This is a genomic window from Streptomyces sp. NPDC111802 (assembly GCF_055634335.1).
Genome location: NZ_JBVKCZ010000043.1, coordinates 70,519 through 88,343 on the forward strand (window position 1 = coordinate 70,519; position 17,825 = coordinate 88,343).

A 17,825-nucleotide genomic window follows, 5' to 3' on the forward strand; every position below is an offset into this window, starting at 1 on the left:
TTTACGGAAACTGGACCGGGCCTGTGGGGGCGTCGGCGCGCGGCGGCCTGGAACGTGGGGGTATGGCCTGATCCGTTCGCGCTTCTGGTTCGATTATTCGGACAGTCGACTGGGGGAAACACAAGGACTGGACCGCGCGCTGGGGATCATGACGGAGCCGACGGGCCGCCAGGGGCCGCGTCGGCGGGGTGTCCGAAGGGTCAACGGCGTCGTCACATAACGGCCAGGCCTTCCAGGTGGGTCACGGCCGCGTCGATGCCCGGCAGGGCGAGCATCTCCTTGCGGGCGCGGCGCGCCTCGTCGGCGGCGTTCTCGTCGGCCAGCAGTCCGCGGCAGGTCTCCAGCATGGCTTCGGCGCCGCGGGTCGCGATGTGCTCGCCGAGTCCGAGTTCGGCGACGCGCAGCGCGTTGTACTGCTGGTCGCCGAACATGGGCCGGACGGCCAGCGGGACCCCGGCGCGCACGGCCTCGCGGATGCTGTTGTAGCCGCCGTGGGTGACGAACAGATCGGCGTGTTCGAGCAGGAGTTGCTGCGGGAAACGGTCGACGACGCGGACGTGGGGCGCGGCCTTGGTGGTGTCCACGGGCATGCCGAGAGTGGAGACGACGGCCGCGCAGTCCAGCGCGGAGAGGGCCTCCACGACCGTGTCGAGGGGTTCGGCGGGGTCGTAGACGGGGATGGGGGCGCCGAACTCGCGGGCCTTGTCGAGGAATTCGAGGACCGTGCCGGGCAGTCCGGTGCCGAGGGAGGCGAGCACGAGGGGCCGGTCGGCGGGCAGCTCGGCGAACCAGTCGGGCAGGGTCTCGCCGCGGGTGACGGTGCGGGGCTGACGGTAGGCGACGGCGTCGGGGGCGAGGGGGCGGGCGAAGGTGTAGGGGGCGGGCATGCAGTCGAGCCGTCCGTGCCGGTAGACGGCGACCGGGTCGTCGGACTCGGGCAGGCCGAGCTCGCGGCGCCGGTCGTTGAGCAGCGGGAGCAGCAGTGCCGGGTCGAGGAACTGGCCCGAGCCGGACGGGGCGGGCACCTGGGGCACGTCGAGGGTCTCGGCGACGAGGAGCGCGGCGAACTCGTAGCCGTCGCGCAGGATCACATCGGGGCGGAAGTCCCGGGCGAGCGGCAGCAGCAGGCCGTAGGGGTCGGCGAGTTGGGGGCCGCAGCCGAGGGTGGCCCACAGTTCATGGGCGAAGCGGCTGAACTCCTTGGGGATGGGCAGTTTGCCCTCGAACAGCAGCCGCATCCCCTGGGCGGTGATGTCGGGGTAGACGCCCTCGACACGGGCCCGCTCGCCGGCGAGCACGGGCGCGAGTTTGCCGGCCGTGACGACGAGGACGTCGTGCCCGGCCTCGCCGAGGGCGCGCACGAGCGGCAGGCAGGCGCGCGCGTGGGAGGGCGAGCCGGTGATGCTGCACAGCACCCGCATGGCAACGGACCTTTCTCTTCGGTCTCTTGGGCTCTATACGGCGGTCAGGGCGGGCTCGACGGGGCTGGTTCCGGTGCCGTGCCAGGCGAGGCCCGCTGCGCTGAGGGCGGCCGGTTCGAGGTGGTTGCGGGTGTCGACGACGAGCGGGCGGTGCAGGTCGGCCGCGATCCGGGTCCAGTCAAGACCGCGGTAGTGCGGCCACTCGGTGCACAGGACCAGTCCCAGGGCGCCCTTGGCGGCCTGGTAGGGGTCGTCGACGACGGTGATGTCGGCGGGGAGTTCGGTGTGCCGGGTGGCCGGGACGGCCGGGTCGTGGGCGGTGAGTTCGGCGCCTCGGCGTGCGAGTTCGGCCGCGAGGGCGAGGGCCGGTGAGTCACGCAGGTCGTCGGTGCCGGCCTTGAAGGTGAGGCCGAGCAGCCCGATGCGTACGCCGGCGAGGGAGCCGTCGGCGTCGCCGCACAGGCGGGCGATCTTGTCGGCGATCCGGGTCCGCTGGTGGGCGTTGGTGTCGATGGCCGCCCGCACGAGCGGGAAGTCGACACCGGCCGCGTCGGCCGTGCCGAGCAGGGCGCGGGTGTCCTTGGGCAGGCAGGAGCCGCCCCAGCCGGGTCCGGGGCGCAGGAACGCGCCGCCGATGCGATGGTCCTGGCCGAGGGCGGTGGTGACCCGGCCGATGTCGGCGCCGACCTGTTCGCACAGCTCGGCGAGGGTGTTGACGTAGGACAGCTTGACGGCGAGGAAGCAGTTCGCGGCGTACTTGACGACCTCGGCGCTGGCCGCGTCGGCGATGACGACGGGCGCGTCGACCCCGGCGTACAGCTCGGCGACCTGGGCGGCGGCCCAGGGGCTGGCGGAGCCGATCACGACCCGGTCGGGCTGGAGGAAGTCGGCGACGGAGGTGCCCTCGCGCAGGAACTCCGGGTTGCTGACGACGCCGACGTCGGGGCGGCCGAGCGCTGCGGTGACGCGGGCGGCGGTGCCGACCGGCACGGTCGACTTGGTGACCAGGACGCTGTCGGGTTCCAGCAGGGTGCGGATCTCCTCGACGACCGCGTCCACGGCCGCGAGGTCGGCGCGTCCGTCGGGCCCGGTGGGCGTGCCGACGCAGATGAACACGGTGCGGGCGCCGCGCACGGCGTCGGCGGCCCCGACGACGAAGCGCAGGCGGCCCGCGTCGAGCCCGGCGCGCACCAGCTCGGGCAGGCCCTCCTCCAGGATGCGCACTTCGCCGCGGTTCAGCTCCGCGACCTTGACCGGGTCCAGGTCGGCGCAGACCACCCGGTGGCCGAGCGACGCCAGACAGGCTCCGGCGGTGAGTCCGACATAGCCGGTGCCGATGACGGCGATGGTGTGGCGGTGCACGGCAGCCACCTCGATTCTCGGTGATTCTCGGTAACTTCGCTGACTTCGCTGCGGTCAGAGGCCGATGAGCCGGGCGCTGATGGACGCGGCGGCACGGACGGCCAGGGCCACGCTGTACAGCGTCGGGTTGACGGCGGTGGCGGTCGGGATGACCCCGTTGCCGCCGACGTAGAGGTTGTCGAAGCCCCAGACACGGCTGTCGGTGTCGCACACCGAGGTGCCGTCGTCGAGGGGGCCCATGCGCACGGTGCCCTGGTAGTGCTTGGAGCTGCCGGCGGGGAACAGTTCGGGTCGCTCCAGGAACTCGCCGCCGAGGGCCTCGGCGACGGCCTCCTGGTCCGCGCGGGCCTGTTCGGCGCCCGCGAGGTCGCGTGCGGTGAGGTCGTAGTGGACGGTCATGTCGGGCATGCCGTAGGCGTCGGCTTCGCTGGTGGAGAACTCGATGCGGTCCTCGGCGCGGATCTCCTTGGCGCCGTACCAGACCATGCCGACGAACAGCGCGGGGTCGACGCCTTCCAGCGGTGAGGTGTCGATCGTCATGACCTGGCCGTGGTTGCGGCGGCCGGGGTCGGCGAACGGCACCCAGAAGCGGCCGGTCTCCAGGTCGCGGATGTCGCCGCCGAACTCCACGGTGCCGCGGGCCTCGATCCCGGCGACGGGGCCGTCCTTGACGTGGACGGAACTGACGGTCTTGGGCTGGTCGTTGAGGTAGCGGCCGAGGGCGTCGGGGCGGATTCCGGAGGCCCACAGCAGCTGCGGGGTGCGCAGCGCGTCGGCGCAGACGGCGACCGCGGAGGCGCGGACGGCGAACTCGGTGCCGGTCGGGAGGTGTTCGAGGAGGGCGCCGGTGACCTTGCGGCCGGTGAACAGCAGTCGCCGGCACATCGTCTCGTCGGCGATGCGGAAGCGTCCGTCGCCCGCGGTGGCGCCGGCGCCGGCGAGCGGGCCGAGGACGGTGTCCGGTCCGGCCCACAGCGGGCGCCGGCCCGGGCGGGGGGTGCAGGCGAGCGGCATGGTGCCGATGCCGCGGCCGACCGGGTAGTCGCCGTCGAAGAGCTGGCCCAGCGTCTTGAGCACGAGGTCGCCGGCCTCGGTGGCCGGGTAGGCGTCGCGGGTGACGCTCAGCAGGTGCTCGGCGACGGACAGGGCGGCGTCGAGGTCGTCGCCGGGCAGGAACGGCGGCCGTTCGGAGTCCAGCGGGCGGGGGGCGGTGCAGGCCCAGTGCACGCCCATCCCGCCGATGTTGCTGGACATGACCGCGGCCGGCATGCCGAACTGCTCGGGCTCCTCGTCGCGTCGGGCCCGCAGCAGATGGGTGCCGCGGTCCGCGTACTTCTTCACCAGGGCGCCGTCCTCGCCGGGCGCGGTCCCGGGATCCCGCCCCTGGGAACGGGCCTGGGCCGCGGCCCGTTCCGGTGCGGGCAGGTTGCCGAGGTGGAGCCCGGCCTGCCCGGTGAGGCGAGGCCCGAGGTCGGCCATCAGGATCCGTGCGTGCGGTACGGCGTCGTACACACGGCGGGCGATGGCCGACCCCACCGGGCCGCTTCCGACGACGAGCAGGTCGACCGTCGGCGGAAGTTCGGGACAGCTCATGGTGGCGCGACTCTCCTTCTGTTCGGTGCGGTGGGGGGTGGCGGCGCGGGCGCGGCAGGTCACACGGCCGCGCGGCTCGCGGTGTAGTAGTCGCGGACCTGCTGGGCGAAGGCCGGGTTCATCTGGGCCTTGGCGAGGATCTCGGCCGGCGGGGTGTACTCGTCGTCGATGGCGTCGGCGAACTTGGTGAATCCGGCGCGCAGTTGAGCTTCGATGACGGCGGGCCAGGCGTTGGGGATCTTCCACTCGTCCTCGTAGCCGGTGGCGAGCAGATGGGTGACGGCGGTCTCGACGACGTCGGTGCGGCTGTGCGCCTGGGTCGGCTTGCGGACGGGCTGGAACACGGACAGGTCGTGGCGGGTGTCGTCGCCGAGGATTCGGCGGGCCATCTCGTCGGCGAGCAGCGGCGACAGGTGCAGTCCGTCGCGGTAGGTGCCGGTCATCATCCACAGGCCGTCGAGGCCGGCGCTGCCGACGAGCGGGAAGCCGTCGAAGGCGACGGGGCGGTTGCCGACCTGGATCTTCTCGATGCCGGCGGTGTCGAGGTCGCGGCGCAGCTGGCGCAGGGCGCAGCCGAGCAGGAAGGTGGCGTCGCGGATGGACGGCACGTCGGCGGGCTCGGGCTCGATGGCGTTGGTGGCGCCGAGGTAGACGTGGCCCTGGCCGCGCGGCACGAGGTGCAGACCGCAGGCGAAGGCGCGGTTGGGGGTGCGCAGCACGGTGGTGGGGCCGGGCACGTCGGGGTTGACGCGGGCGACGACGGAGACGCCGACGCCCGCGCACAGCCGCGGGATGGTGCCGTTCAGGGCGGGCACGGTGTCGAGGAGGGTCTGCGAGGCGGCGCCGGCGGCGAGCACGACCTGGCCGGCGGTGAGGGTGTCGCCGCTGGTGAGCCTGACGCCGGTGATGCGCTCGCCCTCGGTGACCAGGCTCTCGCCGAAGCCGTCGAGGAGGGCGCCGCCGGCCTTCAGCAGGGCGGTCTGCAGCCGGGCCAGCAGCCGGCCGGAGTCGACGGCGTGCTCGCCGGGGATGAACATGCCCATCAGGGGCCGGGCCAGCGGGTCGGGGTCGAGCCAGCCGAGTTCGGCCGGGTCGATGTCCTCGTAGGGCTCCTTGTACTCGTCGAGGGTCGCCCGGATGGCGGCGTAGTTGGCGGAGTCGATGCCGGGCACGCCCACCGAGTTCAGCAGCATCACGGTGCCGTCGGCGCAGCGCAGGTCGTCGTGCTCGCCGGTCTCCTCGGACAGCTGGTCCAGCCAGTCGTCCCAAAGGCGGGTCGCCTGGACGCCGAGGTCGAGCTTGGCGCGGCCCTGCTCGCTGGCGACGAGGGTGGAGGTGACCTCGCCGAAGGTGCCGAGCATGGCGCCGGCGGCGGTGGAGGCGGCCCAGGGCCGGTCGGTGCGGCCGAGGACGGCCACCTTGGTTCCTCGGCGCGCGAGGGTCAGGCCCAGGGACAGGCCGAGCACACCGTTGCCGACGACGAGGACCTCGAAGGTCCGGCCGGCCGGGTTGTCGCTGGTCATCGCTTTCGTTCCCATCCTGTGAACCGCCGCGCCGGGCGCGGGGTGTGCGGGGTCGGTGTCGGAGTCGTCGGGTCCGGGCGCGTCAGGCGGCCGGGAGGGTGCCGGTGCGGGGAAGTTCCGTCAGGACCTTGGCCACCGCGGTCGCGACGTCGTCGACGTCCTGGCGGGTGCCGAGCAGGGCCTGATGGCCGATCAGCACTCCGTCGCTGCCGACGCGTTCGGCGTTGGGGCAGTACTCGGCGAGTTCCTCGGGCCGGATGTCGCGGGTGGCGCCGGTCCAGAAGGCGTCGGTGCGGTGCAGGGGCTGATGGCTGCCGAAGGCGGGGATGCCCTCCATCAGCAGCGCGAGGGCGACGGTGTCGCGGTCGAGCCCGCCGAGTTCGTCCTGGTCGAGGACGAACGTGGTCATGTAGTGCGGCGTGCCGGTGCAGCGCGGGTCGCGGCCCTGGAGCTGGATGCCGGGGATCTCGCCGAGCGCGGCGGCCAGTTCGGTGTAGCGGGCGGCGCGGCGGGCGTTCTGCTCGGCGAACCGGGCCAGTTGGGTGCGCAGCAGGGCGGCGGTGAGTTCGGAGACGCGGAAGTTGGACGCGGCGGTGGCGAGCCGGAGTTCGCGGGTGCGGCCGCAGTTGTGCCGTATCCAGGCGTCCTCGTAGGTGTCCGCGTCGGGCAGCAGCAGGGCGCCGCCCTCACCGGCGGTGATCACCTTGGTGCTCTGGAAGGAGAAGGTGGCGATCGAGCCGAGCGCGCCGAGTCCCTTGCCGCGCCAGGTCGCGCCGTGCGCCTGGGCCGCGTCCTGGATGACGGTGACGCCGCGGGCCTCGGCCCAGGCGGTGATGGCGTCCATGTCGGCGACGTGGCCGCCGATGTGGACGGGGATCACCGCGCGGGTGCGGTCGGTGACGGCGTCCTCAAGGGCCTCCGGGTCGAGGCAGAAGGTGTCGGGGGTGATGTCGACGGGCACCGGGACGCCGCCGCGCCGCTGGACGGCGGTGGAGGTGGCGACGAAGGTGTAGGCGGGGACGATCACCTCGTCGCCGGGCTCGATCCCGGTGAGTTCCAGGGCGAGTTCGAGGGCGTGCGAGCCGTTGGTGACGGCGAGCGCGGCGGGCGCCTGGCCGAACTCGGCGAACTCGCGCTCGAAGGCGTGGACCTCCTTGCCGCCGTGCCGCCCCCATTCGCCCTGCTGGAGGGCGCGGGCGAGGGCGAGGTTCTCGGTCTCGTCGTACTCGGGCCAGCGCGGAAAGGGTTGTGTCCGCACCTTGGGTCCGCCGTTCAGGGCGAGCATGGCCTCTCCTTCCGGGGGTGGTCGCCGCGTGGCGCTCGGGGGCGGCCGGGGCAGGTACCGCGGGTCAGCCGGGGTAGGTGCCGAAAGCGGTACGGGTGCCGTACGGGTCGAGCTGCATGGTGAGCCCGCACTCGTCCTCCCAGCGCTTGGTGATCTCCACGCCCTCGGAGCGGTTGACGTCGTCGAGCATCACGGTGGCGCCGGGCGCGAGGTGCTCCTTCAGGGCGGGTACGGCCGGGTAGCGGGCCATCTTTCGGCCCTGCTCCCAGCCGGGCGGGCCGTCGACGAGCAGCAGGTCGATCTTGCCGTGCTTGTCGGTGAAGGCGCCGACTTCGTCGGCGACGGTCCCGGGCTCGTACCACTCGACGCGCTTGACGGCGGCCGGGTGCTCGGCGAGCGGGGCGTGCACGACACGGGCGACCTCGCTCAGGCCCTCCTGCGCGAGCTGGTCGTTCACCCACCGGGCCCACTTCTCGTCGTGCTCCAGGGAGAGCACGTTGCCGTGGCCGCGCTGGGCGAGGTAGCGGGCGAAGACGATCGTGGAGGTGCCGCTGCCGCATTCGACGAGGACCTTGCGGTCGCCGAGGGCGATGTCGTCGAGCAGCTTGATCAGGGCGCCGGGTCGCAGCGACCACGCGGAGAACGGCAGGTAGGGGCCGTTCAGCAGCGGGGAGAGCCGGATCCACGAGGCCAGGTCGTAGAACGCCCGGAGGAACTGCGTGTCCATCTTCCTGCTCCTGTCTGGATCTCGGTCAGTGCCCGGCGAGGGCGACGAGGTGGTCGACGGCGGCGGTGACCTGCGGCAGGGCGAGCATGTGTCGCTGCGCGGTGCGGGCCGCACGGGTGTAACCGGGCTCGCCGAGCAGCCGGTTGACGGTGTCGGCGACGTCGTCGGCCGCGGCGCTGGGCACGCGCAGCCCGAGTCCGAGTTCCGCCACGCGGCTGGCGTTGTGCGCCTGGTCGCTGAGTTCGGGCAGGACGGCCATGGGGACGCCGGCCCGGACGGCCTCGCGGACGCTGTTGTAGCCGCCGTGGGTGAGCAGGAGTTGCGCGGTCTCCAGCAGCAGCGGCTGCGGGATGCTGTCGAAGAGGTGCACGTTGTCGCCCACGGCGGCCGGGTCGACGGGCATGCCGCGGGTGGCGACGACGGCGGTGCAGTCCACCTGGGACAGGCCCTTGACGATGGTGGTGAGCGGGTTGGCGTCGCCGGGCATGAGGGCGCCCACGACCAGCGCCGGGTCGGCCTCGATGTCCAGGCCCTCGAAGAGGTGTCCGGCGACCACGCCGTCGAAGAACAGGTCGAGGATGCGCGGGAAGACGGCGTGGTGCATCAGCGAGGCGAACACATTGGTGCTGGAGACCACCACGAGCGGCTTGTCGCCGGGGATGTCGCGCAGCCACTCGGGTCCGGTCTCGGTGCGCACGATGGCGGACGGCTGCTGGTAGGCGAAGGTGCCGCCGATCTCGTGGGCGGTGAAGGCGTACTCGGGCGGCATGCAGTCGAAGCGGCCGTGCGCGTGGACCGCGTCGGCCGAGTCGCCCTCGGGCAGGCCCAGTTCGGCGCGGCGCAGGTTCAGCTCGGCCAGGGCCAGCTTCGCGTCGAGGTACTGGCCGCCGCCGGAGGGTGCGGTGACATGTGGGACGCCGAGGGTCTCGGCGACGAGGTAGCCGGCGAACTCGACGCCGCTGCGCAGGATCACGTCGGGCTTGAACTCCTGTGCCACGTCGAGGAGTTGACGGTAGGCGTCGGTGATGTGGGGGCCGCAGGCGGTGGCGAGGAGGGTCTGCGGTGAGAACGGGTCCGAGGGGGCGAAGTCGATGCGCTTCTGCTGCAGCAGGCTGAGCACGATCTCGGCCATGTCGGTGAACAGCGGCAGGACGCGGATGTTCTCACCCTCGAAGACACCGGCCATCTCCGGCGGCGACACCACGGTGACCTCGTGGCCGGCCTCCGCCGCGGCGCGGGCCAGCGGTAGCAGGGCGCGTGCGTTGGAGGGCGACAGCGCGAGACTGCAGAGAATGCGCACAACCATTCCTTTCCCTTACGGAAGCGGCGTTCGGCCACGACATGATGTGCCTTCGCGCTCGGTGTTTTCCCGAGTCTTCAGTGCGCTTTCCGCGCCGCTCGGATTCGAAGTTATGCGATGGGCACGCCGGCCCCCAGTTGGGTATTTCCATCGGCAGGTAATCGGAGATCACGAATTGCCGCGTACGACGGTCAGGCGGTCAACTGGGCGGCCGTGTTCTCGGTCCAGGCCTCGGCGCGGCGCCTGCGGTCCTCGCGCACCGTGCGGGGCACCAGCGCGTCGACGGCCTCGCGGGTGGCGGGGTGCCGGAAGGCGTAGCGCAGGGCGCCGGTGGCGGAGGGGTGCCGGGAGCGGCGCAGGAAGTCCCGGCGTTCCAGGTGGTCCAGCCAGTGCGCGGCCTCGGCACGGTCCACGCCGCCGACCGCCGCGACACCGTCGGCGCAGCACACGCCGCCGAGGGCGGAGGCGCTGACGAGGACGGCCTTGGCGAGCGGCGGCAGTGTGTCGAGGTGGGCGGCGACGACCTGCCGCACATGGCGCGGCATGGGCGGCGGGCCCGCCGGGCGGCCGGGGCCGGCCAGCTCGCGTGCGTACTCCACGGCGTACAGGGGGTTGCCGCCGACCCGGGAGAGGACGTCGCGCCGTACGTCGGCGGTCAACTCGCCGCCCCTGTCGGTGAGGAGGGAGTCGAGCAGCGCGGCCGAGGCGGGCTCGTCGAGCGGGTCGAGGGTGAGGGCGAGGGCGTCACGCCGGCCGCCGCCCCAGGTGGGCCTGCGGTCGAGGAGTTCGGGGCGTGCGGTGACGGCAAGGAGCAGCGGTACGGGCCCGGCGGCGTCGGCGAGGTCGGTGACCAGGTCCAGGACGGGGTCGGGCGCGGTGTGCAGGTCCTCCAGGACGAGCAGCAGCGGCCGTTCCGCGGCGAGGCCGGTGAGCAGGAGCCGCCAGGCGGTGGCGAGGCCGGGCCAGTCGGCGGGGGCGGGCGGTTCGGGGCGCAGCAGGGGGTGGAGCCGGTCGAGCAGCCAGGCGCCACGGTCGCCGGTGCCGAAGAGGGCGTGGACGGTGCGGGCGAGGGCGTCGGGGGCGGAGTCGTCCGCGCCGGGGGCTGCGGTGGCCGTGGCGAGGGTCCGTTCCAGCAGGGCGAGCGGCCGGTCGCGGTCGCACCAGGAGCTGTGCCCGCCGGCGATCCGGTACCCGTGCGGTGAGCGGCGGGCGAGCCGGGCCAGTTCGGCCATGAGGCGGGACTTTCCGGCGCCGGGTTCGCCGAGCACGGTGAGCAGGCAGGGGCGCTGCCGGCGGGCCACGTCACCGAGCGCCCCCCGCAGTTGTTCCACCTCTCGTTCCCGGCCCACCAGGGCGGGCGGCGGGTCCGCGCAGGCCGTGCGGGGGCCGAGTGGTTCGGAGGCCCCGTCGGGCCCGGCGGGGCCGTAGGCGAGGGAGCGTTCGGTGCCGGCGCGGGTCGCGGCGCACACCCGGATGCCGCCGGGCGGCACCGTCTGGAGCAGGTCGGCGCAGCTCTTCGGTACGGCGCCGTTCACGATCGGCACGGCGCCGGTGCCGTCGGCGGCGCAGGTGACGACGACGTCGCCGGTGGCGACGGCCACCCGGGGCGCGGAGCCGCCGTGCACGGGCACGGGGCCGCCGGCGCCGTACTGGCGCAGTCTGCGCAGGATCGCCCGGCCGGCCCGCACCGCGCGTTCGGCGTCGTCCTCGCGGGTGCGGACGACGCCGAACAGGGCGAAGGTGACCGGTCCGAGCACGCCGGACACCTTTCCGCCGTGCCGGGCGACCTCGTCGCGGATGGCGGCGGCCAGTTCGCCGGACAGCCGGGCGGCGTCCTCCGGGTCGCCGCCGAGTCCCTTTCCGAGGGTGGTCCGCACCAGCAGCATGGACAGCTGCTTGTGCTGCTCGGTGAGGACGCCGGCGGGCACGGCGGGATACGGGAAGGGGGCGGCCGGCGCGGGGAGCGCGGGCAGGGCCGCGGGACGGGGGTCGAAGCCGAGGAGGGGCGCCGGGGCGGCGGGGGCCGGGCGGGGCGCGATCGGCGTGCCGGTCGGCCGGGGGCGGCGGGGTTCGCCGTCGAGGGCCATGATGGCGAGCGCGTCGGGCTGGCCGAGGACCGGGTCGTGGTCGAGGACGGCGCGTTCCACGGCGCGCAGCACCCGGCCGGGTTCGAGGCCGAGCCGGGAGGCCAGGGCGGTCCTGGTCCGCCGGTAGGCGTCCAGGGCCTCGGCCTGCCGGCCGCGGCGGTAGAGGGCGAGCATCAGCTGGGCGCACAGCCGCTCGCGCGCCGGTTCCCGCTGGGCGTGGGTCTCCAGTTCCTCGAGTACGTCCTGGTGGCGTCCGCAGGCGAGTTCGGCCTCGTACAGGTCCTCGCGGGTGGCCGAGCGGGCCTGGGCGAGGGTGCGCAGTTCGGGCCAGTCGGTGCCGGACTCGGCGAGGTCGGCGAGGACGGGGCCGCGCCACAGGTCGAGGGCTGCGCGCAGAGTGCGGGCGGCGGAGGACCAGGCGCCGGCGGCGAGGTCGGTGCGGCCGCGGTCGGCGAGGGCGCGATAGGCGGTCAGGTCGAGGTCGTCGCCGTCGACGCGCAGCAGATAGCCGGGCGCGTGGGTGAGGAGGACGGGGCCGCCCCGGGTGCCCTCGGCGGTGAGGAGCCCGCGCAGGGCGGACACCGCGTTCTGGAGCATCTTCCGTGCGGTGGGCGGCGGTTCGCCCGCCCAGAGGGCCTGCATCAGGGCGCTGGTCGCGACGACCTCGTTGGCGTGCAGCAGCAGATGGCCGAGGGTGGCCCGCTGTTTGATGCCGCTCAGCACGACCGGGCCGGTGTCGCCGAGGACCGTCAGCGGGCCCAGCACCTGGAATTTCATGCCGGTGTCGCTCCCGTTCGCTCCGACCGGAACAGACGGAAGACCGGAGAGGGACGAAAGAGACGAGGAAAGGGACGACTCCCCGTACCGGTATTCCAGTGTGCGCCGGGCCGATTTCCGGTGACATTCTCCGAGGTGTTTCGAGTGAACCCGTACGGCCGTTCTCCGGATCTCGCACCAGGCCCGGAGAACGGCCGTCGGACATTCACCCTCTGAATCCGGAAAGGATGCTATCGGCGTCCCGGCGCGGCGGTCACTGGGGAAAACACTGGTCCTGGACCGGCGTCAGGAGGCCCGCCAGCGCAGGGCGCGGTCGGCGATCCACAGCGACGCCACCGAGGCGACGGCCAGGACGGCCACGTCGAGGGCGAAGATGCCGTCGATGTCCCCGGTGACGCTGTGCCGGATCGCGTCGGCGCCGTAGCTGGTCGGCATGGCGTAGCTGATGACGCGCAGCGCGAGCGGCAGGGACTCCATCGGGATGAGCAGCGGGGCACCCAGCAGCAGCAGGAAGTTGAGCATGTAGGTGACGATGGAGATGAGCTCGATCTTGTCGATGAGGCTGCCGATGACGAGCCCGAGCGCGGCGAGCGGTAGTGCGGTCAGCGGATACACGAACAGCAGCGTCGGCGACAGCGTGAGCTCGATGTCGTAGAGCGCCTCCACAGCGAGCAGGGAGGTGACAAGGCCGGGCGCGATGAGCAGCAGGCGGGCGGCGACGAACGCCGTCACGAACGCCACTTTGCTGATGGGCAGCGAGGCGTAGTACATCATCGAGCCCTCGGCCTTGATGGCGCCGATGCGCTGGGCGATGGCCGTGGTGCCGAGCGCGGCGATGGAGAACACGCCGGAGCCGCTGGCGATGTACAGCAGGCTGGACTGGTCGGTGAGCCCGCTGCCGATGCGGGAGAAGCCGAACACCATCGTCAGCGGCATGAAGATGCCGAAGACCATGTGGACGTGCCAGGAGGTGCGCACGATCAGCATGTGCTCGAACCACAGGTACTTGAAGGAGGTGCCGAAGTTGGCGAGCCGTGACCCGAGGGTGCGCCGGGGGACGCGGGCGCGGGCCGGGGCACTCGGTGCCGGCCGGGGAGTGCGGGCGGCGGGCAGCGGTGCGCGCCCGGGGGTGGCGGGGGCGGGCGGGGTGCTCGCAGCCGCGGTGGCGTCGGGGGTCGCTTCGGGCTCGGCGCCGGGGGCACCGACGGTGGCGAGTTCCTTGACGGCGGGCGGTGTCTCCGGGGAGTCGGTGTCCTCGGGTGCCGTCTCAGACTCCGCGGGCTTCTCAGGTGCGTCGACGGGCTCGGGCTTGAGGCTGAGGTAGACGTCCTCCAGCGTGGGCCGGGCGAAGCGGAAGTCGTCGACGCGGGTCACGCCGACATCGGTGACCAGGACCTCCAGCAGGGGCTGGATCCGGTCGGGCGGTGCCGTGACGAGATAGCTGCCGCTGCGGTCGCCGGGCGTGACGACACCGATCCGGCCGAGCCGGGCGGCCTCCGCCTCGGTGAGGCTGCCGCCGTCACGGACGAACAGTTCCAGCCGCGCCTGGGCGCCGGTCTGCTCCTTGAGTTCGCCGGGGGTGCCCATGGCGGTGATCCGGCCGCCGTGCATGACGGCCACCCGGTGGACGGCCTTCTCCGCCTCCAGCACATTGTGGGTGACGAGGACGATCGTCGTGCCGTCCTCGGCGGCCCGGCGCTGCACGATGTCCCAGATCAACCGCCGGTTGTGCGGGTCGAGTTCGTTGGTGGGCTCGTCCAGCACGATGAGTTCGGGCCGGCCCATCAGGGTCATCCCGAAGTTCACCAGCCGCATCAGGCCGCCGCTGAGCCGTTCCACCTGCCGGTCCGCGTACGGTCCGAGGCCCAGCTCGTCGATCAGTTCGTCGGTCTGACGCCGGGCGTCCGCCTCGCTCTGACCGCGCAGCCGCCCCGTGTAGTGCAGGGCCCGGCGCGCCTCGATCAGCCGCATCGACAGGCCGCGCTGCGGCAGGAAGCCGACGGTGGACTTCACCAGCTCGGGGTGGCGGACCACGTCGATGCCGTTGACGGTGATGGATCCGAACGTGGGGCGCACCAGGCCCAGCATCTGCAGGACGAGCGTCGTCTTGCCCGCGCCGTTGGCGCCGAACAGGCCGAAGACCTGCCCGCGCGGCACATTGAACGTCAACCCGTCGTTGGCTCTGATGAGTTCACCGCCCCGGCCGCGATAGGCGCGTACCAGATCACGCACCTCGATGGCCGGACCGCCGTCCGTCTTGACCATGCCCACGTCTCATCGCCTCTTCGGCTCAGGGACCCGGCCGTGCCGCTGGTCCGTCGTTCGTGTACCGGTTTCGCCCACGCTAGGCGGGGCGCGGCAGGGGACATCAGTGGAAGCTCTCCACCCCTCGGTCACCCGCCGCCGAGTTCGTCGTCGAGGAAGGCGAACATCTCGTCGTCCGACAGGTTGTCCACGTCGAACTCCGCCGCCTTCTCCGGGTCGTTCGGGGCCGGTTCCGGCGCCGTGGCCACCGAGGCGACGAGGGCGGACCAGCGCGTGCGCAGGACGTCGAGCCGCCCCGCGATCTGCCGGTGCGCCGCGCCGTCGGCAGCCGGTTCTGGCAGCGCCGCGATCATCTGCTCGACGCGTTCCAGTGCGGCCAGCAGGCCGGCGGCCCCGGTCCGTTCGGCCTCGGGCGCGAGCAGGGCGTACAGATGGCGGGCGACCGCCTCCGGAGTCGGATGGTCCAGCGCCAGGGTGGCGGGCAGCCGCAGACCCGTCGCGGTGCTCAGGGCGTTGCGCAGTTCCACCGACATCAACGAGTCGAATCCGAGGTCGCGGAACGCCCGTACCGGTTCGACGTCCGTCGTGCCGCCGGGCCGATGGCCCAGGACGCGGGCGGCCTGGTCGCGCACCAGCTCCAGTACGGCCGTACGCCCCTCGGACTCGTCCAGCGTCGCAAGCCGCGCCACGAGCCCCGGATCGGTGGACCGGGCCGCGGACCGCCGTACCGGGACCAGTCCTTGCAGTAGTTCGGGCACGTCGTCGCGGGCGCGCAGCGCGGCCACGTCGATCCGCACCGGCAGCAGCACGGCCTCGGCGGTCGAGACACCCCGGTCGAACAGGGCCAGGCCCTCGTCGGCGCGCAGCGGCGGGAAGCCGGCCGCCCGCATCCGTTCGACGTCGAGTGCGCTCAGCCCGCCGGCCATTCCGTCCGGCTGCCGCCACGGCCCCCAGGCGAGGGAGCGGCCCGGCAGACCGAGGCGGTGACGATGCCGTACGAGCGCGTCGAGGAAGGCGTTCGCGGCGGCGTACGCGCCCTGCCCGGCGTTGCCGAAGGTGCCGGCGGCGGAGGAGAAGACGGTGAACGAGCGGACGTCCGGCAGCAGTTCGTGCAGATGCCAAGCGGCGTCGGCCTTGGGCCGCAGGACGGCGGCGACCCGCTCGGGCGTGAGATATGCGAGGGTGCCGTCGTCGAGGACACCCGCCGCGTGCACCACATGCCCGATCCGCCGTCCGGCGAGGACACCCCCGAGGGCGTCCCGGTCCCCGACGTCGCAGGCCACCGCCTCGACGCGGGCGCCCTGCCCGGTCAGTTCGGCGACGAGTTCCACGGCACCGGGCGCGTCGGCGCCACGCCGGGACAGCAGGAGCAGGTCGCGTACGCCGTGCTCGGCGACCAGATGCCGGGCGAGAAGGGCACCGAGGCCTCCGGTGCCGCCGGTGATGAGCACGGACGTGTCGTCGGCGAGGGACACGGTGTCGTGGGGAGCGTCGACACTCACGCGCTCCAGCCGGGGCACCAGGATCTCGCCGTCCGACAGGGCCGCTTCAGGCTCGGTGACGCACAACGCGCGTGCCAGGTGCGCCGGTTCACCGGGCACGTCGAGCAGCACGATACGACCGGGGTCCTCGCTCTGTGCCGAGCGCAGCAGCCCCCAGGCAGCGGCGGCACCCGGCTCCGCACCGGTCGTGGCCCCGTGGCCCAGGACGACGAGCCGCGCCCCGGCGAACCGTTCGTCGGCCGACCAGGTCCGGGCCAGGGAGAGCGCCGCACGGGCGTGAGCGTGAGCGGAGGCCGCCGGATCGGCTCCGGTCCCCCGCAGCGGAGCCAGCACCAGCCGGTGATGCGCGGCTACGGCGGCGAGATCGTCGTACACCACCGCCTTGACGTCGGCCGCGGCCAGTTCCCCGGCGACATCCTCGGGCAGCTCTCCGAGTACGGCGATCTCGGCGGGCACGTCGGCGGGGAGCTCGCCGGCCGGCGTCCACACGGTCCGCAGCAGCGCGTCCGGCGCGGCTGCGGACCCGGCACCGGCGATGCGCTCGCCGTCGACGGGCCGTACGGTCAACCCGCCGACCGTGAGGACGGCCACGCCCTCGCTGTCGGCGACCTCGATGCGCACGGTCCGCTCCCCCGTCCGCGCCAGCCGGGCACGCACCGCGCGGGCGCCTGCGGCGAACAGAGCCACGTCCTCCCACGCGAACGGCAGCGCCGTACCCTCGTCGCCGCCCGCGCCCGTGAAGCCGGCCGCGTGCAGCACGGCGTCGAGGAGTGCCGGGTGGACGCCGTAGCCGTCGACGTCCGTCTCCGCCTCCAGGGACACCTCCGCGAACACCTCGTCGCCGCGCCGCCAGGCGTGCCGCAGCGCACGGAAGGAGGGACCGTAGTCGAAACCGGCATCCGCCAAAGCGTCGTAATGCGTGGCGAGTTCGATGGCCTCGGCGCCTTCCGGCGGCCACACGGCCGTGCGATCAGCCGCCCGCTCCTCGCCCGCGGAGGGAGTCAGCATGCCGTGGGCGTACGCGGTCCACGGGACGGATGCTCCGTCCCGCTCGGGCCGTCCGTGCACCGTGAAGGTACGCCGTCCACCGTCGTCGGCGCCGCCGACCCGTACCTGCAATCGGACGGGTCCGCCGTCGTCGGGCAGTACGAGCGGGGCGACCGTCGTCAGTTCCTCGATGTGCGCGGCGCCGAGCTCGTCGCCGGCCCGGATCACCAGCTCGACCAGGGCCGCACCGGGCACCAGGGTCCGGCCGAGCACCGAGTGGTCGGCGAGCCAGGGCTGCGCCTGCGCCGAGAGCAGGCCGGTGAACACCGCGCCGTCGCCGGCCGCGAGCACCATCGTCGCACCCAGCATGGGATGCCCGGCCGGCACGAGCCCGGCGGAACGCACATCCCCGCTGCCCGGTCCCGTACGAGGCTCCGGCCAGAAGCGCTGCCGTTGGAAGGGATAGGTGGGAACGTCCGTGATCCGGGCGCCGGTACCGGCGAAGTAGGACGCCCAGTCGACGGGGACACCGTGCACAAAGAGTTGGCTCAGCGCCACGGCCAACGCCTCCTCCTCGGAACGGTTCCTGCGCAGGGCCGCGACCGCGAGGGCCGTCTCAGGCACCGTCTGCTGAACCAGGGCGGCGAGGACGCTGTCCGGGCCGAGCTCCAGGAAGCGGGTGACGCCCTGGCCGGTGAGGGTGCGTACGCCGTCGGCGAAGCGGACGGTGTCGCGGACGTGCCGGACCCAGTAGTCCGCCGTGTCCGGGGCGAGGAGGTCTCCGGTGACGTTCGAGACGAGCGGGATACGCGGCTCGTGGAAGCGCAGGTTCGAGATCGCCGCTCGGAACTCGTCGAGCATCGGTTCCATCAGCGGTGAGTGGAAGGCGTGTGAGACGTGGAGCCGGGTGGTGCGCCGGCCGTCGGGCAGGGCGGCGGCGACCGCGAGAACGGCTTCCTCCGTGCCCGAGAGCACGATCGAGGAGGGTCCGTTGAT

General features: G+C 73.2%; 10 protein-coding genes. All 10 read right to left on the reverse strand.

All coding sequences use genetic code 11. From position 1 onward, the window contains the following. Nucleotides 1-212: 212 nt before the first annotated feature. Nucleotides 213-1,421 (reverse strand): glycosyltransferase, encoded by a 1,209-nt coding sequence (locus ACZ7NC_RS35565; RefSeq protein WP_471494578.1) that lies wholly within the window; start codon nt 1,419-1,421, stop codon nt 213-215. Between the two features lie 33 nt (nt 1,422-1,454). Further along, nucleotides 1,455-2,783: a UDP-glucose dehydrogenase family protein gene (locus ACZ7NC_RS35570; RefSeq protein ID WP_471494580.1), complete on the reverse strand. Its 1,329-nt coding sequence runs from the start codon at nt 2,781-2,783 to the stop codon at nt 1,455-1,457. A gap of 54 nt (nt 2,784-2,837) precedes the next feature. After that, nucleotides 2,838-4,376 (reverse strand): GMC oxidoreductase, encoded by a 1,539-nt coding sequence (locus ACZ7NC_RS35575; RefSeq protein ID WP_471494582.1) that lies wholly within the window; start codon nt 4,374-4,376, stop codon nt 2,838-2,840. Nucleotides 4,377-4,435: 59 nt separating this feature from the next. Next, entirely contained in the window at nt 4,436-5,899 is a 1,464-nt protein-coding gene (locus ACZ7NC_RS35580) for an NAD(P)/FAD-dependent oxidoreductase (RefSeq protein WP_471494584.1), read from the reverse strand. Nucleotides 5,900-5,981: 82 nt separating this feature from the next. Next, complete coding sequence (locus tag ACZ7NC_RS35585; RefSeq protein WP_471494586.1) at nt 5,982-7,184, reverse strand: DegT/DnrJ/EryC1/StrS family aminotransferase; 1,203 nt, start codon at nt 7,182-7,184, stop codon at nt 5,982-5,984. A 64-nt stretch (nt 7,185-7,248) separates the two neighbouring features. Then, entirely contained in the window at nt 7,249-7,911 is a 663-nt protein-coding gene (locus ACZ7NC_RS35590; protein WP_471494588.1) for a class I SAM-dependent methyltransferase, read from the reverse strand. Between the two features lie 25 nt (nt 7,912-7,936). After that, on the reverse strand, nt 7,937-9,211 hold the full coding sequence (locus tag ACZ7NC_RS35595; RefSeq protein WP_471494590.1) for a glycosyltransferase: 1,275 nt from the start codon (nt 9,209-9,211) through the stop codon (nt 7,937-7,939). Nucleotides 9,212-9,402: 191 nt separating this feature from the next. After that, nucleotides 9,403-12,075 (reverse strand): BTAD domain-containing putative transcriptional regulator, encoded by a 2,673-nt coding sequence (locus ACZ7NC_RS35600; RefSeq protein WP_471494592.1) that lies wholly within the window; start codon nt 12,073-12,075, stop codon nt 9,403-9,405. Nucleotides 12,076-12,360: 285 nt separating this feature from the next. Continuing rightward, the gene (locus tag ACZ7NC_RS35605) at nt 12,361-14,340 is read right to left on the reverse strand and encodes an ABC transporter ATP-binding protein/permease (RefSeq protein ID WP_471494594.1); all 1,980 of its coding nucleotides are present in this window, start codon (nt 14,338-14,340) and stop codon (nt 12,361-12,363) included. A 128-nt stretch (nt 14,341-14,468) separates the two neighbouring features. Next, the coding region (locus ACZ7NC_RS35610; RefSeq protein WP_471494596.1) for a type I polyketide synthase at nt 14,469-17,825 on the reverse strand (3,357 nt) is incomplete at its 5' end.